At 49.6% G+C, this 22,622-nt stretch carries 14 protein-coding genes; 10 read left to right on the forward strand and 4 right to left on the reverse strand.

Annotated features, from left to right (window positions below; all coding sequences use genetic code 11):
• Window positions 1-67: 67 nt before the first annotated feature.
• Window positions 68-1,606, reverse strand: coding sequence for a TolB family protein (locus CRO74_RS09400; protein ID WP_097125691.1), 1,539 nt, complete (start codon window positions 1,604-1,606; stop codon window positions 68-70).
• Window positions 1,607-2,314: 708 nt separating this feature from the next.
• Here CRO74_RS09400 and CRO74_RS09405 point away from each other — a divergent pair.
• The 5 genes from CRO74_RS09405 (at window position 2,315) to CRO74_RS09430 (ending at window position 11,294) form a co-directional block, all read left to right on the forward strand.
• The gene (locus CRO74_RS09405; protein ID WP_097125692.1) at window positions 2,315-5,509 is read left to right on the forward strand and encodes a SusC/RagA family TonB-linked outer membrane protein; all 3,195 of its coding nucleotides are present in this window, start codon (window positions 2,315-2,317) and stop codon (window positions 5,507-5,509) included.
• A gap of 31 nt (window positions 5,510-5,540) precedes the next feature.
• Complete coding sequence (locus CRO74_RS09410; RefSeq protein ID WP_097125693.1) at window positions 5,541-7,325, forward strand: RagB/SusD family nutrient uptake outer membrane protein; 1,785 nt, start codon at window positions 5,541-5,543, stop codon at window positions 7,323-7,325.
• 176 nt (window positions 7,326-7,501) lie between these two features.
• Entirely contained in the window at window positions 7,502-8,353 is an 852-nt protein-coding gene (locus tag CRO74_RS09420) for a hypothetical protein (RefSeq protein ID WP_245877791.1), read from the forward strand.
• A gap of 89 nt (window positions 8,354-8,442) precedes the next feature.
• Complete coding sequence (locus CRO74_RS09425; RefSeq protein ID WP_097125695.1) at window positions 8,443-9,060, forward strand: cysteine hydrolase family protein; 618 nt, start codon at window positions 8,443-8,445, stop codon at window positions 9,058-9,060.
• 41 nt (window positions 9,061-9,101) lie between these two features.
• A complete protein-coding gene (locus CRO74_RS09430; protein ID WP_097125696.1) occupies window positions 9,102-11,294 on the forward strand; it encodes an alpha-galactosidase in 2,193 nt (730 codons plus the stop codon).
• An 84-nt stretch (window positions 11,295-11,378) separates the two neighbouring features.
• On the opposite strand, the gene CRO74_RS09435 is transcribed toward CRO74_RS09430, so the two are convergent.
• Window positions 11,379-11,705, reverse strand: coding sequence for a hypothetical protein (locus CRO74_RS09435; protein ID WP_097125697.1), 327 nt, complete (start codon window positions 11,703-11,705; stop codon window positions 11,379-11,381).
• Window positions 11,706-11,811: 106 nt separating this feature from the next.
• On the opposite strand from CRO74_RS09435, the gene CRO74_RS09440 reads away from it, so the two are divergent.
• Both CRO74_RS09440 and CRO74_RS09445 read left to right on the forward strand, forming a co-directional pair.
• Window positions 11,812-13,821, forward strand: a complete 2,010-nt coding sequence (locus CRO74_RS09440; protein WP_245877792.1) for a response regulator — start codon at window positions 11,812-11,814, stop codon at window positions 13,819-13,821.
• Window positions 13,822-14,001: 180 nt separating this feature from the next.
• Complete coding sequence (locus CRO74_RS09445) at window positions 14,002-16,149, forward strand: sensor histidine kinase (RefSeq protein WP_097125698.1); 2,148 nt, start codon at window positions 14,002-14,004, stop codon at window positions 16,147-16,149.
• Window positions 16,150-16,200: 51 nt separating this feature from the next.
• Here CRO74_RS09445 and CRO74_RS09450 read toward each other — a convergent pair whose 3' ends face one another.
• Both CRO74_RS09450 and CRO74_RS09455 read right to left on the reverse strand, forming a co-directional pair.
• A complete protein-coding gene (locus tag CRO74_RS09450; protein ID WP_097125699.1) occupies window positions 16,201-17,514 on the reverse strand; it encodes a PQQ-dependent sugar dehydrogenase in 1,314 nt (437 codons plus the stop codon).
• A 39-nt stretch (window positions 17,515-17,553) separates the two neighbouring features.
• Window positions 17,554-20,310, reverse strand: coding sequence for a PQQ-dependent sugar dehydrogenase (locus CRO74_RS09455; RefSeq protein ID WP_097125700.1), 2,757 nt, complete (start codon window positions 20,308-20,310; stop codon window positions 17,554-17,556).
• Between the two features lie 229 nt (window positions 20,311-20,539).
• Between CRO74_RS09455 and CRO74_RS09460 the strand changes: the two genes are divergently transcribed.
• The 3 genes from CRO74_RS09460 (at window position 20,540) to CRO74_RS09470 (ending at window position 22,559) form a co-directional block, all read left to right on the forward strand.
• Complete coding sequence (locus CRO74_RS09460) at window positions 20,540-20,887, forward strand: hypothetical protein (protein WP_097125701.1); 348 nt, start codon at window positions 20,540-20,542, stop codon at window positions 20,885-20,887.
• A 138-nt stretch (window positions 20,888-21,025) separates the two neighbouring features.
• Entirely contained in the window at window positions 21,026-22,042 is a 1,017-nt protein-coding gene (locus CRO74_RS09465; protein WP_097125702.1) for a bile acid:sodium symporter family protein, read from the forward strand.
• A 121-nt stretch (window positions 22,043-22,163) separates the two neighbouring features.
• Window positions 22,164-22,559: a hypothetical protein gene (locus tag CRO74_RS09470; protein WP_097125703.1), complete on the forward strand. Its 396-nt coding sequence runs from the start codon at window positions 22,164-22,166 to the stop codon at window positions 22,557-22,559.
• Window positions 22,560-22,622 lie beyond the last annotated feature (63 nt).

The following is a 22,622-nucleotide window of genomic DNA, read 5'->3' on the forward strand; positions in this document are numbered from 1 at the left end:
GGTTTCGGTAGCTGGCTCTCGACCCTGCTTTACCGGCTCAGTCTGCCTGTTCCGTTATGACTGTCATTTACTTTTCGACTGGGCTGACACTGCTCTCGGCAGTGTTGCTGATAAACGCCACTCGTTTGCTGTCCGGCGACCACGAAGGGGTGTTGATCGTACCCTGACCGCCGTAGATGTACGCAAGTACTTTAGGTTGCCCCGCCCCCGAAATCGGCAGCATTCGCAGATACACATGTTTATAAAACGGGTGTTCATCCGGCTTGACTTCCTCTTTCAGAAAAGACAGGAAGATAATCCATTTGCCATCGGGCGAGATGTGGGGAAACCAATCGTGGAATTCGCCATTGGTAATGGCTTCCTGTTCACTGCCATCGGGTTTCATGCGATAAATCTGCATGGTACCGCTGCGGCTGGAGTTAAAATAGATGTATTTTCCGTCGGGCGTATATTCAGGACCGTCATCGAGGCCTTTTGCTTCGGTTAACCGAACTTCGGGACCACCGGCCGATGGTACGCTGTATATGTCATATTCATTGTTGCGGGAGCCGGTGAAGACCAGCGTTTTTTGGTCCGGCGACCAGCCGTGCAGGTAAGAAGGTCCTTTAGGCGTTATCTGCTTGGGCGCTCCACCCGTAACAGGCACGGTATAAATGATTGAGCCCCCCAGTTCTTTTACGCCACTGCTAAGCCCCAGCATTTTTCCGTCGAAAGACAGTACGTGGTCGTTATTGTTGTTCTTTACATCGCCCGTATTGAGCACGGACGGCTTGCGCTTAGCCAGGTTAAAGGTGTACATCAGCCCATCGCCGTTATAGAGCAGCGTTTTACCATCGGGTGTCCAGTTGGGTGCCTGAATTGACTTGGGTACGTTATAGATCACCTGCCGATTACCGGTTGTTACATCCAGAATTTCCAGATTACTGGCCAGGTAATCGCGGTAAGGCACCAGCCCATCATGGGCAGGAACACTGATGCGAACGTCGCGAAAAACACCCCGTTCAAGCACATCTTTGTTGTGCGAGCCCACAAACAACCCAACGTACACGTCATCTCCGAGGGGAAGGTCGGCGACCTGTTCGGTTACAAAAGGCTCACCAAATTTAGCCACCCGCATGGTGTAGGTATTGCCTTTTCGTTCCAGTTGAATGACATCGGCACCTGTTAGTTTGGAGCGTATCTCTTCTGTGTTGGCACCGGCAGTTCGTCTGAACTGTAGGGATGTAAGACCGTCGCCGTGTTCAACGGCGTTGATGTGGGGCGATTTTCCATCGAGGCTTGTCCGTACCATCCAGCCTACTTTCCGGTGCGGATCAACGCCTTTTCCTACCAGAGCGGCTCGGGTATAGAGGATAAAGTCCCCTTTCATGCGTTTCCACATAAAATGAAACTCATCGTGGTCAAACCACACATTATAACCAGAGCCGGAAAGCTCATATTCATGCGTTTTCGGATTGTAGGCGGCAGAGCCTGGTTTTAGAACAGCACCAATATCGCCATGACCGTCGAATACGCCCAGACTTTGTTTTTGGGCCATAACCATACCGCTGGTTAACAACAATGGGCAGATTAGACAGAACAGGAGATTAATTTGTAGCTTTTTCATTGGGGAAAATACCGGTTTACGCTTTGTCCGAATGAGGGTCTATTCCTGAAAGCTACACTTTACACATTCTACCGTTTAAAGTCACATTAAATATTGTTCATTTTTTAACGTAAAACAGAGCTACACGCCTGGGCCACTACACTTGCTACTCGCTCGCGTGAGAATCTTTCCATGTGTTAGAAAAGCATTAGCGAACAATAAATTGACTATAGACGCTACTCGTCGTCGGAGAGGGAAAATTTTTTTAAGAATTTGACGAATCTGACTCCCACATCAACCCCCAATTACGTGTCAAAATGACCCCATAAAAAAAATCTAATTTTTAGTTATCAAACCACTCGATACAATCTATTAATGACGGCTGTTCACAACTACTCAAAAAAGTGCAGGCAGTATTAATGATTTGGCAATAAAATTCACACAAGTTAATAAGTGATCAATATAAGACTTGCATGGCATTAGTCTATAATGTCGCTTTTTGAGTATTTGTACAATATAGTCAATGATAAGAATGATAAAGGCTCAGCTAGCTTTCTTTAAATATTTATAATTCCTTTAGTATACAAAATAATTTTTTAAGGCCTTTTAGCCCCCGAAAAAGGTAACATTTTCATCAAATAATTTTATAATTAAATTTATTTATCCCGAAAGAATTTATTTTTGCAAAAGTATCAAACTAACCTTACTAAGTATTTATACTTAAATCGTATGAAGAATCTCTACTATTTACGTAGGGGGTCCATTTTACTATGGATTACCTTATTATTGATGCACACGGCAGTTTTAGCCCAGGATCGTACTATTACGGGGCGGATCACATCCAAGGGCGAAGGCAGCGCGCTTCCCGGCGTAAACGTTTCAATTAAAGGCACATCGCGCGGAGTTGTAAGTGATGCCAATGGTGGATACAGCATTGTAGCGCCTGCCAGAACTACCCTCGTTTATTCGTTTATCGGATTTAAAGCACAGGAGGTTGTCGTCGGTAATCAGTCCGTAATTAATGTCGCCCTGTCGGAAGATGTCTCCACGCTCAACGAGGTTGTCGTCACGGGCTATAGTGCCCAATCCAAGCGGGATATTACGGGTGCGGTATCGACGGTGAACACCAAAGAGTTATTGTCTATTCCGGCAACCGACGTTGCGCAGCAATTACAGGGTCGGGTAGCCGGCGTAACGGTAACGAACGATGCCACACCGGGCGGTTCGGCAACGGTACGGATTCGTGGATTTGGCACCATTGGCAACAACGATCCGCTCTATATTATTGACGGCGTACCCACCCAGAACCTGGGAACGATCAACCAGAATGATATTGAGACCATTCAGGTGCTGAAAGACGCTTCGGCATCCTCTATCTATGGCTCCAGAGCGGCTAACGGGGTAGTTATCGTAACGACCAAAAAAGGCAAAGCCGGTGTATCGAGGATTACGTTCGATGCCTATTATGGTTCGCAGCAATGGGCTAAAAAAGGCGAGGTTCTGAACGCTACGGAACTGGGTCAGTATTTGTATCTGGCGGATGTTAACGCCGGGAAAACCCCTTCACACGGCCAGTATACCTATGGTGCTACTGGGCAGGTGACGGTCCCGGCCTATGTGTTTCCGAGCAAAGGTGCCGAGGGCACTGCCGCTGTTGACCCCAGCAAGTATTCGCTCACACCAGACAACATCTACGCCATTACCCGTTCGGCCAATACGAACTGGTTCGATGAAGTATCTCGTGTTGCCCCCATTCAAAACTATCAGCTCGGCGCAACGGGGGGTTCAGAAACCGGCCGTTATGCCCTATCGGTAGGCTATTTCAATCAGCAGGGAACCGTGCGGGATATTGGCTACGACCGTTATTCCATCCGGGCTAACACGGAGTTCAATGTTAAAAAGCGCATTCGTGTTGGTGAGAACCTGACAGCCGCTTACAGCAGCCGTAAAGGAGGTTTTAACAATAACGAAGAACAGAACGCCGTATCGGGTTCGTACAAACACCATCCGCTGCTTCCGGTCTATGACATTGCCGGGAACTTTGCCGGTAGCCGGGGACTCAACCTGGGCAACAACTCCAATCCGGTAGCCACCCTGTTCCGGGAGCGGGACAACCGCTACAATAGCCTTCGCGTATTTGGTAATGCCTATGCCGAAGTCGACATCATAGAAGGGTTGACGGCCCGTACCTCAATGGGTCTCGATGCCAACGGAGACCGTGCCAAGTACCTCGGACGGGCTAATCCGGAATACATCGAGGGTAGCTTCAACAATAGCCTGACCGACCAGAACCGTTATTTTTATCAGTGGGTATGGACCAACACGCTGAACTACTCGAAAACGTTTAAAAACGTTCATAAGGTCGATGCTTTCGTTGGTACCGAAGCCATCCGACAGTATCAGGAATTCTTCGGGGCCGCCCGTAGTGGTTACTTCACCGAACAGAAGGACATTCAAAGCTATCTTGATCTCGGCACCCAGTCTTCGGCAAGTAACGAAGGACGCATTGAGCAGGATTACTCCCTATTCTCGGTTTTCGGTAAGCTGAACTATGCCTATAGCGACAAATACCTGTTCCAGGCCATTATTCGGCAGGACAAGTCGTCACGCTTCCTGTCGGCCTCGAACAGTGCTTTGTTCCCGGCTGTTTCGGCAGGCTGGCGTATTTCGCAGGAAGATTTCTTCAAGAATAACCTGACGTTCGTTAGTGACATGAAACTGCGGGCTGGTTGGGGTAAAACCGGTAACCAGGCCATTGGTGATTACAATGCCTACACCACTTACCGCTCCAATACATCTACGAATGGATACCCAATTGATGGGAGTATGTCCACGGCCACGGCTGGTTTCAGCCCACAGCGTTTTGGTAACCCCAATGCAAAATGGGAAGCAACGGCTTCGACCAATTTTGGTTTCGACCTGGCTATGTTGTCGAATAAGTTAGATGTGAGCTTTGATGTGTGGAGCCGAAAAACGACCGACATGCTCTTCACCTCACCCTTCACGTTTACGGCAGGCGATGCCGACATCCCCGCCTACAACGTGGGTAGTATGCAGAACCGGGGTATCGATTTGGCCATTGGCTACAAAGACCGCAAGGGAGATTTCCGGTACGGAGCCAGCATCAACTTTGCTACGTACCGCAACAAAGTGCTGAAACTGGACGAAAGCGATAATACCCGTTATTTCGGTTATGGTTCACGTGTGCCAGCGGTAACCCTGACGCAGGCTGGTCTGCCCATTTCGTCGTTCTTTGGCTATCAGGTACTCGGCATCTTCCAGACGGCCGAAGAAGCGAAAGCCTGGGCTCCCTATAGTGATTACAATGCCGTCGGTAAATTCAAAATGGCCGATGTCAACGGCGATGGTAAAATCGACGATGCCGACCGTACCGTTATTGGAAGCCCCCACCCTGATTTCACCTACGGTATCAACCTGAACCTTGGTTATAAAAACTTCGACCTGACCATTTTTGGCAACGGATCGCAGGGGAACAAAATTTATAACTATACCCGGTATTTCACGGATTTCAATACGTTCCAGGGTAACCGCTCCCGTCGGTCGTTGTACGATGCCTGGTCAAAATCGAACCCGGGTGGTACGGTACCCATTCCGGATGCCAATGACCAGATCAGTAGCCGTCCTTCCTCCTACTTCATTGAAGATGGTTCGTATTTCCGGATCAAAAACGTCCAGTTGGGCTACACCCTGCCTGCCGGTTTGCTTTCCAAACTGGGCCTGAGCAGCTGCCAGGTTTACGTACAGAGCCAGAACCTGCTCACATTCACCAAATACCAGGGGCTTAACCCAGAGATTAGCATTTCGAACAACTTCAACGGCGACAGAAACCGGAATCTCGGTTTCGACGGTGGTTACCTGCCTGCTTCACGTACGTTGCTGTTTGGCCTAAGTGTTGGATTCTAAGCTACTCTTCACCTGACAACTTTAAAAAATCATGCATACATTTCATAAAAAGCTTTTACTATCTGCGTTCACTGTCACGGGCCTTATTGTGCTTGATGGTTGTAACGATTCGTTTTTAACCCGCCCGCCCCAGGGTCAGTATAGCCCGGCGTCGCTATCGAATCTTAAAGGAATTGAGGGCATTCTGGTTGGTGCCTATGGTATGCTGGATGGCCAGGGAATTGGTGGTCAGGATGCCTGGAACAATGAGGTACAGAACTGGGTATTCGGCGGTATTCCCTCCGATGATGCCTATAAAGGTACCGATGCGGGCGACCAGCCCGAGCAGTCCTTCATTGAACGGTACGACTTCCAGCCAACGAACAACCACATCCGCAACAAATGGCGTGGGTTGTATGAAGGGGTTGCCCGGACTAACAACGTACTCGATATTCTGCCTACGGTAAAGGATATCACCGATGCCCGGCGGAAACAGATTGAAGCAGAGGCTAAATTTCTTCGTGGTTATTTCCACTTCGAAGCCCGGAAAATCTTCCGGTACGCGCCTTACATTGATGAGAAGATCTACGACATTAGCGACCCGAATTCGACCAAAATCCCCAACGATAAAGAGATTTGGCCGAACATCGAAGCTGATTTTACCGCAGCGGCTGCCGCACTTCCTGAAACGCAGAGTCAGCCGGGTCGTCCAACCAAATTTGCGGCCTTAGCGCATTTGGCTAAAACGTACATGTTTCAGGGTTTCGATATCTCTACAGGTGCGGCTAACACGGCGAAATTACAGCAGGCAAAAACGGTATTGGACCAGATCGTGACCAGCGGTAAGTATAAACTGATTGATAATTTCTCGCAGAACTTCGATTCGGACACCCGCAACAATGCCGAATCCATCTTTGAAGTACAGTACGCCAAATCAGCTTCTGATGACGGAGCCGCCACGGCAGGTATGGGCTTGGCTCACCCCTATGCTTCACCCTGGGGCTGCTGCGGATTCTACCAGCCTTCTCAGAACCTGGTAAACGCCTACAAAACCGATGCGAACGGCTTGCCACTGCTGGATACGTTTAACGATGTAGACGTTAAAAACGACCAGGGTATTCCGCTCGAAGCAACTTATACACCCGATGCCGGTCGGCTTGACCCACGCCTTGACTGGACGGTTGGCCGTCGGGGAATTCTGTATAAAGATTTCAAAATTCACAACAGTGATTTCATCCGGGATCAAACGTATGCTGGCCCTTACTCACCTAAGAAGCACGTTGCCTCTAAGAAAAACACGTTGCTGGGTGTTGGATGGACGAACCTGACCGGCAACAATTTCCGTCTGATTCGCTACGCACACGTCCTGCTTTGGCTGGCCGAATGTGAAGTGGAAATTGGTAGCCTCGAACGGGCCAGAGCCCTCGTCAACCAGGTACGCGCCCGCGCTGCTAACCCGAACGACTGGGTAAAAAAAGCCATTCAGGGAAGCACTCGGGATGCTTATACGGAAACGAATGAGCCCGCAGCCAATTACGTCATCAAGGAGTATTCGGCCCCCTGGACCGACAAAGTGACCGCCCGCAAAGCCGTTCGGCACGAAACACGCCTTGAGTTTGCCATGGAAGGTCACCGTTTCTTCGACCTCGTTCGTTGGGGTGTTGCCGCCGACGTGCTAACTGCCTACACGGCTACAGAAGGCAATAAGCGGACGTACTTGAAAGGAGCCCGATTTGCTAAAGGGAAGAACGAGTATTTCCCAATCCCACAGGAAGCCATCGACAATTCGTCTATTGCGGGCAAACCAACGCTTACTCAAAATCCTGCCTATAAATAAGCAGACAGTACATTGACCAACAAGAGGCCTGGCATTCTGCCGGGCCTCTTTTGTATGTCTATATATACGCCATTTAGCTTGGTTAACGCCCGCTGTTCCCGATTCTGTATGCGTTTCACACTGTAGTATATTCTCCCAAAAAGCCCTTTTTGATTAGATTGCGCTCCTAAAACTCTATGCATAACCAAATTCCGCTCATGCCTTTGCTATCTCGTTTACTCAGAAAACTCATCCTGCTAAGCTTGTTCATTCCTGTCCACTATTATGGGCATGCTCAGTCAACCACACCCCAGAAAAAGTACATGTACCTGATTTACCACAAGCTATCGCCGGGACTTACCATTCAGGATGCATTACCCGTAGAACGAGAATGGAAAAAGATCAATCAGGCTGCGGTTGATGAAGGTAAGCTGGAAGGCTGGTACATGACGGTCAAACAATTCACATCGAACCCAAACCAAACTGAATACGACTATGTGACGCGGATCGTTACGCCCGAAATGGCCATTAAAGGGGCATCGCCCGAAGCACTGGCACGCATTTATGGGGACAGCGTTCAGGCTAAAATGGCCGATTTGCAAAAACGGGACCGGCAGACGGCCCCCGTTGTTAAAATTGAAATCTGGGAGATAAACGATGGCACATTCGCGCCAAAATTCGCACCCGATGGTACTCAATTCATGATCGTTGATCGTATTCGTCGCCGGACTCCCGGTGCAGATTACGATGGTGTTGTTGGCCAACTTAAGAAATTAAGCACCGAGCGAATTAAGCGGGGTAACTTATTGGGCTGGGATTTTTCCTCGCTGGTTATTCCCAACGGCAGTGAAAAAGGGTATGAATTCAGTATTGCCCATTACGTGACGAGTTTAGGAGCGGTTGGCAACCCGGTACTGGCCGATTCGCCAACGCCCATTATGCCCGCCCAGGCGTACAAGCAACTCCGTAGTCAAACAGCCCAGGTTTTCGATTTTACCCGGCAGGAAGTTTACCGATTTATGGAATACACCACCAGGCCCACCAACTAATAATTGGTGGCCTGGAACGGGACATTTCAGTACTCCATTCGTTTATCTACAGATAAAGAAACGACTACTAAACTCCTCGACGGACCACCATGAACACCAAAAATAACGACTTACACGGAAACGCCCCGGACTCCTCGCCGGTTGCTCTACTGATTATTGACATGATCAACGATCTGGAGTTTCCGGGAGGTGATGAGTTTCTGGAGCCCGCCAAACGGGTAGCCGAGGCCATTACGACCCTAAAACAGCGCGTTAAAGAACAGAATATACCGGTCATTTATGCCAATGATAACTTTGGGCGATGGCGATCTGATTTTAACGAAGTGGTTGAACATGTACTGAACGACGGTGTTCGGGGACATTATCTGGCCCAGGTGCTCAAACCCGATAAAGACGATTATTTCGTACTTAAGCCCAAGAACTCCGCCTTCTATGAAACTTCGCTGGATGTGCTGCTCACCTATCTGAAAGTGAAGCACGTGATTCTGACCGGCCTGAGTACGGACTCGTGTATCCTTTTTTCAGCAAATGACGCTTATATGCGTGACTTAACGCTTTCTATCCCGGTCGATTGCGTGGCCTCCATCAAACCCGCGCATACACATGATGCGCTTGCCTATATGAAGCGGGTGCTACAGGCCGATACGACCCCATCGAATAAAATTGATCTGGAGGCACTGTACCAGGAACTGGAAAGCACCCATTAACAAAATATTAACTATTCAATTCACCACTTTTTGTAATTTCGATGAAACAGCTCTGTCTGTCAGTTTTTCTTTTTTTTCTGGTCATCTCACGCATACAGGCGGCACCGGGCGATACCCATATTGCCATTGAAACCCGGCAAACAGCCCTTGTTATTCGGGTCGACAAAGACCAGCTCCCTACCCTTGTTCATCTTGGACCAAAGCTCCGTAACGCGGCAGAATATGCATCGATCCCGGCCAGAGGTAAGCGGGGTGAAGATTACACGGACATCTATAATTCAGTCTATACACCCGCTGGCAGCCGCAATCTGCTGGAACCCGCCATCCAGGTTACCCATGCCGATGGCAATCCTTCCCTCGACCTGAAGTACGTTCGGCATGAAAGCCAGTCGGTGGCCGACGGCGTCGTGCTAACCAAAGTATACCTGAAAGATCCACAGTACCCGTTTGAAGTTACGCTTTATTACAAAGCCTACCAGAACGAAGATGTAATTGAGCAGTGGAGCACCATTCGGCATACGGAGAAGAAACCCGTAACGCTCCTGAAGTACGCTTCGGCAAACCTGTACATCCCGGCGCAGAATTACTACCTGACCCATTTTCACGGCGACTGGGCCAACGAAATGAATCCCAGCGAAATACCGCTTACCGAAGGAATCAAAATACTGGACTCGAAGCTCGGCACCCGCGCCGATCTGTTCCAGCCGCCTTCGTTTCTGGTATCGCTGAACAAACCCGCCGAAGAAGAGCAGGGCGAAGTGATTGCTGGTACGCTGTCCTGGTCGGGGAACTACCAGCTGGCGTTTGAGGTCGACCCGCTGCATAACCTCCGGATCATACCGGGCATCAATCCGTATGCCTCGGCCTATTCCCTCGCACCCGGCACCGAATTTACCACACCCGCTTTCCTGTTTACCTATTCCGATAAAGGTAAGGGCGGAGCAAGCCGGAGTCTTCATCGCTGGGCTCGTAAACACCGAATCCCGCAGGGAGAAGGCAACCGTCTGACACTCCTGAACAACTGGGAAGCTACCTATTTCGACTTTAACGAGGAGAAATTAAGTGCTCTGTTTAAGGATGGCAAAAAACTTGGCGTCGATCTGTTTCTGCTTGACGATGGCTGGTTCGGCAACAAATACCCCCGCAATAATGACCGGGCCGGGCTGGGCGACTGGCAGGAAAATGTGAAGAAGCTACCGCATGGCCTCGGCTATCTGGTGAAGGACGCCGAAAGTGCGGGCGTTAAATTCGGCATCTGGCTGGAGCCGGAAATGGTGAGTCCCAAAAGCGAGTTGTACGAAAAGCACCCCGACTGGGTCATTAAACTGCCCAATCGGTCGGAGTATTACTTCCGAAATCAGCTGGTTCTCGATTTGTCGAATCCCAAAGTGCAGGATTTTGTGTACGATCTTGTAAACGGCTTGTTGACCAAAAACCCAACGCTGGGCTTCATCAAGTGGGATTGCAACGCCGTGATCTACAATGCGTTTTCGGCCACTATCCAGAACCAGTCAAACCTGTACGTAGATTATGTGCAGGGACTTTATAAAGTGCTGGACCGGCTGCGGGCTAAGTACCCTACCCTGCCCATGATGCTATGCTCGGGTGGCGGTGGCCGGGTCGATTACGGTGCCCTGAAATACTTCACCGAATACTGGCCGAGTGATAATACCGATGCCCAGGAACGGATATTCATCCAGTGGAATTATTCTTATTTCTTCCCGTCCATTGCCAGTTGTAACCACGTGACCGACTGGGGCAAACAACCCATCAAGTTCCGTACCGACGTGGCCATGATGGGAAAAATCGGGTACGATATTGTAGTAAGTAAACTGACGGAGGAAGAATTAGCCTTCAGCCAGCAGGCGCTGAAAACCTATGAGCGCATCAAAAACGTAATCTGGAAAGGTGATTTGTACCGACTTGCTTCTCCGTATACGAATGATGTTGCGGCCTCCATGTATGTCAGCGAGTCCCGCGACCGGGCGGTCTGGTTCACGTATTTAGTCAATTCAAGATACAAAGCGGGTAGCCAGGCACCCGTAAAACTAAATGGCCTCGACCCCGCCAAAAACTACCGCATTCAGGAGCTGAATGTTTATCCCGGCACAACCTCCCGAATCAATTCCAATACGGCAACTTATTCAGGCAACTACTTGATGACCATCGGCTTCAATCCCCAGGTAGACACCCGCCGAACCAGCGTGGTGTTGGAAGTGAGTGAAGTGAAATAAGAAACCTTAGCGGCTTATAATTGAACTGTCCGTTGGCGGTTTCGTAGACCGTAACGTTTACGAAACCGCCAACGGACAGTTCAATTATAACTCAATTTCAGCGATAAAATCGGTCGCTTTTTGCCCAAGCTTCACTTGCATGGCGTCACGAATGGCACCGTATACCTGTTCGTTAAGCACCCCTTTTCGGGAGCAGTAATCCAGATTCGTTTTGTCTTTTGTGGACTTAAAGAACAGGATTTTCTTGATCTCATTTGAAGACGTTAGCAGGAAGGTGCCTATTTGCAACGATACTGATCCATTCTCTTCCGTTGCCACCCCAATCTGGAAAGCTCCTTTAGACCTGTAGTGGGTATTCTTTTCAAACGCGGGGATTCGGCCATTATATGTCGCCTTTAGGCGAAATGTCAACTTTTATTTCAAATAATACTGCCCTCAAATGCCAAAAAAGTATATAAACGCCACTTTTATGTATATATTTACCTACCTACCCTACGAAACTTCCTAAACACCTTACATGATAACCACTATTCTTGTCGTCGATGATGAAGAAGATATACAGCCCATCTTTCTGGGGAAGTTTCGATCAAAGATTCAGCAAGGCGTTTATCAATTTCGATTTGCCCACAATGGCCGTGAGGCACTAGCGAAAATTGAACAGGAACCCGATATTGATCTGGTTCTGCTGGATATTAACATGCCAGAACTTGACGGACTATCCGTCCTGGCGCAACTTCCTTCCTTAAATCCTCTACTGGGCACCGTCATTGTATCCGCCTACGACGACATGAGTAATATCCGGCAGGCCATGAACCGGGGAGCCTTCGATTTTGTCTGTAAACCCATTGACTTTGCAGATATGGAACTCACGATCGAAAAAACGGTACACCATATACGGCAATTGCGGGAAACTGATCATTTAAAACTAATCGATGCTCTCAAGACGCGTTTTTTCGACAACATCACGCACGAGTTACGCACCCCGCTTACGCTGATTTTATCCCCCATGCAGCAACTGATCCAGCGGTATCCTACCCCGCCGGACTTATCCAATGGATTGCGTAACGTTGAACGGCATGGCCAGCAACTGCTTCAACTGATTAACCAGCTGCTCGATTTGGCCAAGCTGGAATCAGGACACCTTACCCTGTTACAAACCGTTGGAGATCTGGGTGATTTTATTGAGCAGATTGTCATGGCCTTTGAGCCGATAGCCAACCAGAAACGACTGACCCTGTCGTATGAATGTCAATTAACCAGCCTATATTCGTTTGACACGGGTAAGCTGGAGCGGATTGTCCATAATCTGCTTTCCAATGCCATTAAGTTTACACCGGAAGGCAACATACACATCCAGGTTACCGAGCATAACAACGGGGTGCGTCTAGCCGTAACGGATACGGGTATCGGTATTGTACCCGAAAAGCTGACGTATATATTTAACCGTTTCTATCAGGTAGAGCCGGGCAACCCAGTCCATAAAGCGGTTTATGTGTCTAATCCCGGTACGGGCATTGGCCTGTCGCTGGTAAAAGAACTGACCGAATTAATGGGCGGACAAGTGCATGTACAAAGCGTTCCACATGGCATAGATCAGCCATCGGGCACTACGTTCACCGTTGACCTGCCACTTTCTCCCGCTCTGAATGATACAACTGAAAGCATCACACTGGAACCGGGTCTGCTGGTGGGAAGCGCTTATAACGTCCCTTTGGAAGTCCCTGTTTATAATTCATCGGATCAAGATAAACCGTTGGTACTGGTGGTTGAGGACAATCAGGAATTAGGCACATTTGTATCTGGCGAGTTGGCAGACACTTACCGGATCATTACAGCCAACAATGGTATCGAAGGCTGGGAGATTGCCAGAAATGAACTCCCGGATATCGTCCTGACCGATATTATGATGCCCGGCCTGGATGGCTACGAATTAACCCGGCGACTAAAGTCCAATCCCGATACCGATCATATCGCCATACTGATACTTACAGCAAAAACTGCGCAATCAAGCCGTATAGAAGGATTTCAGACCGGTGCTGATGACTATATTAACAAGCCATTTCATGTTGACGAACTCAAACTGAAACTGCATAACATCCTGGACAGGCAACGAAAGCTGCGGGAACATTATCATAGAGAACTTATCCAGTCGGAGAACACGGTAGCTGCCGAGTCCGTAAAAGACAGTTTTGTACACACCTTGAATAAGCTGATCGAAGCACAACTCGACGATACGACGTTTGGGGTCGATGAGCTGGCTAAAGAAGCCGGTATGAGCCGCCGAACACTGCACCGGAAGTTGACGGCTCTTATCAATATGCCCGTAAATGCATTTATCCGGCAATACCGGCTGAAACGAGCGTTGCATTTTATGCGGCAGGGAAACAATGTATCTCAAGCGGCTTACATGGTCGGTTACGAAAGCCCGGCGCATTTTAGTACGGCTTTCAAAGAGTTTTTCGGAAAGACTCCATCGGATTATCTGGCAAATCAAAATCCAGTACGGGCTGTCTCAAATACCAACTAAGTTGGCCGATTACAGAACAGTTGTATTCAGGCGGCAATCTACTTTTACCTTGATAAACCCATTCTTCAAAACCAATCAGGTTTTTAGTCAGTCGCTGTTGTGTGAGGTTCGCAGGAAGACCAAGGCAAGTAGCTGGTGAGGTGCATAATAGGTATAAAGACTTGCAAACAAGATGCCGATATGGGAGCTATAATTCGATTGGGGGGATTCGTTATCCTATACCTGCTCTTTCTGCAAGGAAAGAGCCAATCTGTCTTTTTGCGAAACCCACTACAGACCTACGATCTGTTTCGGCAGAGCCTGATCCTTGAAGTTCAGCCCGGCCGGATTACTATCGACTCCCTGTTACAACACCCGAACCGGTATCCGTTTACGCCTACCGAAAATCAGAAAATTCGTCCGGACGATTACCAGCGAGCCTACTGGTTTCGTATCGACCTCACCAACCCAACAACCGACCCTTTCTTTCTCCACTTTGTGTATTCGGGTACGGAGCGGATTGACGTGTATGAAGTAGCCAATAACCGAATTATCAACCGGCAACATTTAGGGCGGCTTGTTGCCGAGCCACAGGAACCGTTTCGATACAGTAAGCTGATATATCCGCTGCAAATTCAAAATGGGCAGACGCACACCCTGTACATCTACATGCAGGGTATCTACACGACCTGCCTGTATTTCAACGCCCGGTCGACGATTAACCTGCTGGGCACCATTCATAGGGAAGATCTTTTTTACGGACTTTATTACGGATTTATTCTCATTATTATCGTGTACAGTTTGTTGCTGTTCATTCGACTGGGAGACCGGGACACCCTGCTTTATGCCATCTGGGTGTTGAGTGTAGGCGTTCAATTGGGTTTGTACAGGGGCTTCACGGCTGAGTTTTTGTGGTCAGCCAACCCATCGCTCGAACGCTACGGCAGTGCAGTAGCCGGTTTGACGGGTTTTCTTCATGTGCTTTTTACCCTATACTTCCTTCGTTTACGACAGCGGGCCAGACGCTTTTATCTGGTGGGGCTGGTGGCTATTGGCGCCTACTTGCTGAGTACCATCCTCTTTGTTTTTTCCGTTTACTGGGGTAACGGCACCGGCCGAACCATTGACCTGATTCCACTAATGGCATTGGCAGAAGGCATTTTCAGTATCGTAACTGCTTTTGTCATTTACCGACAGGGGTTCAAACCAGCCTTGTTTTATCTGGTCGGTAACCTGGTCTTTTTTGTGTCAATTTTTGTTTTTCTACAGTACGCCTACGGCTTCTTGCCCCACTTGTTCTGGACCTACAACAGCATTCATATTGGCTCCGGATTTGAGATTATTCTGTTTACCCTTGCCCTTTCTTACAAGGTAAACCTGCTCAAGAAAAAACAGGACGAAGCCATACGGGAGCAGCTTCGGCTGTCGGAAGACAACCGCCAACTGGTAGAAACGCAGAATGTCGTCCTCGAACAAAAGGTACAGGAGCGAACGCAGCAACTTAATGCCCGGCAGGAGGAGTTAAAAACAACCCTGAAGGAATTACAGTCAACACAAACCCAGCTCATACAAAAAGAAAAGCTGGCTAGTCTGGGGCAATTAATGACAGGCATCGCGCATGAAATTCAAAACCCCCTTAATCTGGTCAATAATTTTTCAGAATTAGGCGAAGAGATCGTTTTGGAACTTCAGGCGGAGCTAAAAAACGACCAGTCGGCTCCCGCCCAGGAGCTATTCGGCCAGTTGGAATTGTACCTGCAAAAGATTACCCATCATGGCAAACGGGCTTCATCAATTGTCCGGTCTATGCTTGAGCATTCACGTAGCAGCTCCGGGGCGAAACAGAATATAGACCTGAATGCACTTGTCCAGGATTACTTTAACCTTACTTATAGAAGCACAAAAGCCAATACATCTGGTACACCCATTCAACTACATACTGATTTCGACCCAACAATTGTGACCGTCAGTGTTATGCATCAAGAGTTATCCAGGGTTCTCATAAACCTGTTCACAAACGCTTTTTATACCGTGTTGGAAAAGGCAGAGAGAGTTGGGAAGACCTATGAACCCCAAGTTTGGGTAAGTACCCAACGGTTCGCCAATTCCATACAGTTGGTGATCAAAGACAATGGCAGGGGTATTCCTCCCGCCATCATTGAAAAGATTTACCAGCCATTTTTCACGACCAAGCCAACCGGCCAGGGAATTGGACTGGGCCTTTCGCTTAGCTATGATATCATCACCAAAGGTCATGATGGGACCATTACGGTGAATTCGGAAGTAGATACGGGAACTGAGTTTATCATTGATCTGCCATTGTTTAAACCGGATCAGGCAAAAAAATAGCCCCGACTAGCGGGGCTATATAAGATTTGTCCATGGTGGTGGCATTAGACTTTATTTCTTCGACGAAGCCGTTGCTTTCGCATTCGACGCCTGGTAGCTGATCTTAAACAGCGTTCCATTCAGGTCATCGGTCACGTACAGCGAACCGTCCGGTCCCTGCGCCAGTCCACAGGGGCGGTGCTGAACCGGACCCGTTGGCTTCACCAAATCCGTACCGGCAAAATTATCGGCGAAGATTTCCCACTGACCCGATGGCTTGCCGTTCTTGAACGGAACAAACCCGATCAAATACCCTTTGTGTAACTCCTGCGACTGCGCATGGAAGGCAATAAAAGCCCCGTTACGGTACTTCTCCGGGAAAGCCGTTCCCGTGTAGAACAACAGGCCATTAGGCCCCATATGCGCCGGGAAAGCCGCTACTGGATTAATGGTTTTGGCCGTTCCGGTTTTCTTGCCATCGCCACCGTACTCCGGAGCCAGAATTTTCTTTTTCTGAAAATGGTCGTAATACACGTAAGGCCAGCCCGCATCGTCGCCCTGATGCACTTCGTACATCGTTTCGGCGGGTAGCTCGGCGCTTTGTTTGGGGGTGTAATACTGCGGGTAGAAATCATCGAACTTGCCCCGACCGTGCTGTAGCACAAACAGCGAGTTGGTTTTGCTGTTCCAGTCCAGGCCAACCACGTTTTTCAGGCCGGTAGCAAAACGAACCCCGCTGGAGAAAGGCTGGTCCAGAACATCGGCTTTGAAGCGCCAGATACCGGCGGCCGAGTCGAGCAGCGGGCAGGGCATCAGGCCTTTGCCCGTTCCGGCTTCCCGGCAGGCGTCGTTATCTGAAGCAATGTTAACATACACGTTTCCCTGATTGTCGACGGCAATGGATTTCGACTTATCGCGGTCTTTTTCACGCAAGCCGGATACGAGTTTCTCGGGCGCATCCGGGTTGATCACTTCCTGATTTTCGTTCAGCTTATACCGGAAAATGCTGTTATTGGACGAGGTGTACAAATAGCCATTCCGGATAAAAATACCCGTACCGGGATAATCGCCGAAGCCAACCCGTTCATCGACTACACCGTCTTTGTTGGTGTCGCGTAAGCGGTAAATACCCTTACCATCTTTCAGTTTGGCCAGTTTCACATAAATATCGCCGGTTTTATTCACAACGATGTGCCGGGCTGCCCCCACTTCTTCCGCCACAACAGTAGCCGAAAAACCAGCGGGCAGCTTCACTTCCGCTCCGGTAATGGATTTCTTCGCATTGGCAGCAGCCTTTACGGGTGGCTTGGCAGGCAACCCAGACGCACCGTTCAGCGAGAACAAGGACGTAGCCAGACAGGTAATTACTACAAAAGATTTGTTCATGGATTGGGGATAATCGTACTTGACTTGGTTTAATTAGGTTTACTTTCCAGTAGGTTTATTGAGCTCACTCGTGGCCGTTGCTTTTCGCTTGAATTGGAGCCATTCGAGCGAAATCAGGGGTTTATCGGGACTACCGGGCTTGTCGAACACAAAATAAAGATCCTGCTTACCGCCCACACTCTGAATAGGAGCGCTCGCATCCGAATAGTTTTTCCACTCGCCGGTGGGCGTGTAGTTCAGCGTACTGATAACCGGCCCGGTGGGCGAACCGGTATGAACGTTGATCGTGGCCGCTTCATCCTTCGACGAATAATGATACATGAGTTGATCAATATCCTTCAGGTCAATGCCCTTCAATACGAAGAACGACGCATGTTTGGCGTTCCCCAGGCGTCGCCCCTGCTTCGACATTTTATAAACGGAGTCGGCTTCGGCACCGAGTACTTTAGCCGGACGCAGCACGAGGACATCGTTTTTTGTGAGCGCCAGTTTGGGCATGGGTGCGCCAACGCTACCCTTGTCGGTGTACGATGCAGTCAGGATGTACCGGCTCTGGGCGTCGTTGCCGACATGGTCTTTCAGCACCAGACTTCCCTGCTGCGGAAGCCGATTGTCGGTGGGCTGATTGGCCAGGGAGAAAATGTACTTGACCATTTCGGTTGTTTCTTCCCGCGAGAGCTGCGGGTGAGCACTCATGGCGTGTTCGCCCCAAACGCCCCCGCCCCCAATAATGATCTTGTTGGCCAGTTTGGCCGTTGCGGTCTTATCACCCTGGTACTTTTTGGCGACTTCCGTAAAAGACGGCCCCACCGACTTAGCGGCTACCTGATGGCAGGCTTTGCAATCGCTGCCAGCAATCAGGGATTTACCCAGGTTGTACGAAGCCGAAATCTGCTGGTGACCTACCGGCTGGTCGTTACCGGCTAGTTTGGGAATGTAGGTCAGCGCCACATTTACCTTTTTCTTGTCGATCACCTTATCTTCCTGATCGGTCACGGCTACGGAATACCGCAGTGGGGTTTGATCCGGGAAGAAAAACGTGCTGTTGTCCGTAGTGGCAATGGCGACCTGCGGCATCCGGTTTCCTACTTTAATCGTCAGGGTATCGGTACTTGTTTTGCCGGACGGGTCCGTAACGGTCAGCAGGGCGTTGTAAATCCCATTTTTGCGAAAGGTATAGGTCGGGTTGGCCTCGGTCGAGGCTACTTTGTTGCCCTCAAACCGCCACTGGTAGCGTAGATTGTCCGTTTTATCGTAATCGTAACTTTTGCTTTTGAACGCGACCGTCAACGGAGCCAGGCCAATGGTATCTTTGGCGGCAGCTTTGGCCACGGGTGCCCGGTTGCCGGGGTTGAAATCAATTCGTACCAGCCGCGCATCGTCGTTGTCGATGCCGTAAACCGAGCCATATTCCAACATGTAGAACGAGCCTTCGGGGCCAATTTCCATGTCGACCGGCCGCCGGAAATCGCCCGTTGCGGGCATAAACGGCTCCATCGACTGAAAATTCTGCTGATCGTCGAGTCGCACGGCAAAGACCCAGTTGCGCATCCAGTCGTACATGAACAGGGCTTTATCGTAATAAACCGGTATTTTCGTCTTCGACTGGAGGGCCGCATTGTAGTGATATACAGGGCCACCCATCGCACAACGACCGCCAACCCCCAGTTCGGGAAACTCATCCGATTTGTTGTACGGATACCACACCATCGCTTTGGTTGTTGGGGGGAGCTGTTTGGCACCGGTATTATTCGGGGAGTTGTTAACAGGTGCCGATGGATCGAACAGCGACCCGGCGTTTTTACTGGCGAAATCGTACTGATGATAGGCCTTGCTATCGCCCACAAAATACGGCCAGCCGTAGTTACCGGCCTTTTTCGCCTGGTTGAACTCATCATAGCCCCGTGGTCCCTGCGGCCCGTCGGTACCGGAATCCGGCCCGATTTCGCCCCAGTAGACAATAGACGTAGCCGGATCGACCGAAATACGGTACGGATTTCGGCAACCCATCACATAAATTTCAGGGCGCGTTCCTGTTGTACCTTTCGGAAAAAGATTGCCATCCGGAATGGTGTAAGACCCATCGGCTTCGACATGAATTCTGAGAATTTTACCCCGCAGATCGTTCGGGTTCCCCGCCGACCGCTGGGCATCGAACGTTAACCGACCGGCCCGCTCGTCGATGGGCGCAAACCCGTTCGATTCGAAGGGTACGGTGTTGTCGCCGGTCGAAATAAACAGGTTGCCGTGGGTATCCCAGGCCATCGAGCCCCCCGTGTGGGCACTCACTTCGAGGTCGATCGGAAATTCGATGATGGACTTTTCACTGGCAATATCGAGCGTATTGTCATTGTTCATCACGAACCGGGCAATCCGCTGCCTTGTCTGTTCCTTATCCTGAATAGTGTAAAAGAAATACAGGTAGTGGTTTTTGCTGAAATTCGGGTCGATGGTCATACCGAGCAGCCCGTTCAGGTATTTATCGACGGCTTTTACCGGGAAATCATACAGCAAACGGGTTTTTCGCTGCACCGGATCGTACATGTAGAATTTACCACCCCGTTCAACGAAGAACACGCGGCCATCGGGAGCTACGGCCAGTTCCATAGGCTCGTTCAGGTCGTTGGACAGCACCGTTTTGGTGAAGCGGTTTTCTTCCGGCCGCTTTGTGGTATCGACCTGCGCCACCATTGGTTTAGGTAGCGACTTATTTCGTTTACCAGACTCACCAGTCAGCAAACCTAAGACACTGACCAATGCGCCACCCAGGGTAAAATAATTTAGTAGTGGAAACATGAAAATAGAGGATTGTTCGAATGCATTTTACACCTACATGGTTGGCCAAAGCCCACACTAGCTAAAGCAGGATGGGGGGCCGGTCTAACCGCCTATCCGAAAATTTGGCAAAGCGGTAATCTTTTCGTTAACCGAAGCCGTTATAGAAGTAATCCCTGAAGCGCTGAGTCAATTTTATCAGAAACAGACAAACGAATTAAATTTAATTCATAGATCTCTTTACAACACCATGCAAACCCATGACGAGTTAGTGGAGGCCGTATTCAACAACCCAAGTTACCGGAGTGAAGTATTGTGCATTATCAAACTTCGGGCGACGCTTGAATCGGCGTTAGAGGAACTGTCAGAACCTGCCAAACCAGAGAAGCCTATACGCAGGATGCTTCGTTACGATGATTTGATCGGGAAGTCGCCGATAATACAGTTCGCCGATTCACCCGAAATAAACCGGTGCCGCCATGGAATTACCCTATTGTATTCTGCTCTGGCGAAAGGGATTATGCACACCCATTCCTTGTCGACGCAACAAGCCAATAAGGTTTTACTCGATGTCGTGACGCGCTATACGAACAGGTAAATGGCATATACTTCAGGATGTAGACTTGCCGGTTAACAACACGGCTTCGTTTTGTTTTATAAATCGGACGGGATTTAGGCCCGATCAGTCAGGACTGAGCAATTATTTGATAGGTTTACGGATACGTTTCCGGATTGTATGGCAAAAAATTCATTAGGCACTCTTATGGCCCGCGTTGGGCTCGATTGGTTTATTCTCGCTTTGCTGGCCATGATTGGACTGGCGAAAGTCTGGCCCGAACCCGGTATTCAGGAAGGAATCCTTTCCCCGTCCTCGCTGGCCAACTACGGGGTCACCCTGATTTTCTTTTTTTATGGCCTTCGCCTGAATTTCGACCAGCTAAAGGCAGGACTGCGTAACTACCGGTTACATCTACTCATTCATACAACCACCTTTATTGTTTTTCCGGCCGTTGTGCTGGCCGCCCGTTCGTTTCTCCTTACGCCCGATACCGAATTACTCTGGCTGGGCATTTTCTACGTGGCTGCGCTACCCTCTACCGTCTCCTCATCCATTGTGATGGTCTCCATTGCCGGTGGCAACATTCCTGCCGCCATTTTCAACGCCAGTATCTCCAGTCTGATTGGCGTGTTCATTACCCCCCTCTGGATGAGTTATTTACTGAGCAGCACCAATGGCCAGTACGATCTCAATAGCGTCATCGGAAAATTGACCATTCAGGTTATTGTGCCCGTAGTGCTGGGCTTGCTGCTGAATCGGAGGCTGGGCTGGTTTGCCGAACGATATAAATCCTATCTACGCTACTTCGACCAGTTAACGATTCTGCTGATCGTTTACACGGCGTTCTGCGAATCGTTCTCGCTTAACTTATTCGCCAGCTACTCGGCGGGCGATTTAGCCGAACTGGCGGGTATGATGCTGGGCTTATTCTTCCTTATCTTTGGCTTTGTTCACCTCATCAGCCGTCTTTTCAACTTTAACCGCGAAGACCGCATTACGGCGCTGTTCTGTGGGTCCAAAAAATCGCTGGTGCAGGGCAGTGTCATGGCCAAGGTGCTCTTCCCGGGCACTATTGCCGGGGTTGTGCTGCTGCCCATTATGGTTTACCATGCGCTTCAATTAATTGTTGCCAGTATCATCGCCCAGGGCATGGCCCATCGGCAGGAAGAAAAAGAAAAGGCCATTCAGGCGTAATTTAGGCCAATTCAGAGCGCGCAAACGGGCATTCGGCGAGTATGCCCTGCTGCTTCGTTAAACGTTGCACACCGTTTTACCTCTAACGATCAAGAAACCCATAAAAACAAACAACTTGATCATGAAAAAGACAATCGCAGCCGCCCTTACTTTCTTTGCCCTTACCACCGCTACCAGCTTTGCCCAGGGTGTTTATTCAAGACCTTTTGACAATCGCGCTCCACAGGCACAGGGTCGTTACAACAACGACCAGGTTCAGGACGAACTCAAGATTGACCGGATCGACGCCATCGTAGGGCTGTCCCGCAGGCAGGAAAAGCAGCTTCGTAAGATCGAAAATAACTACGACCAGCTTTTTGCCAGTGCCCGCATGACACCCGATGGCTTCCGTCAGCTTCAGCTTCGTAAACGGCAGGATGTGCTGGCGGTGCTGACCTCTTCGCAACGGGATCGACTGTTCGCTTACCAGCAAAATAATCGACCCGGTCGCCCAATGCCCTACGGTCGTCGCGGCTAATCAGCCCAGCGCTTTATCTATCCTACCGTAACGATCAACGGCCCCACCCTGCTAAGGATTGGG

The sequence above is a fragment of the Spirosoma fluviale genome, assembly GCF_900230225.1.
In the GTDB taxonomy this organism is placed as follows: Bacteria; Bacteroidota; Bacteroidia; order Cytophagales; family Spirosomataceae; genus Spirosoma; species Spirosoma fluviale.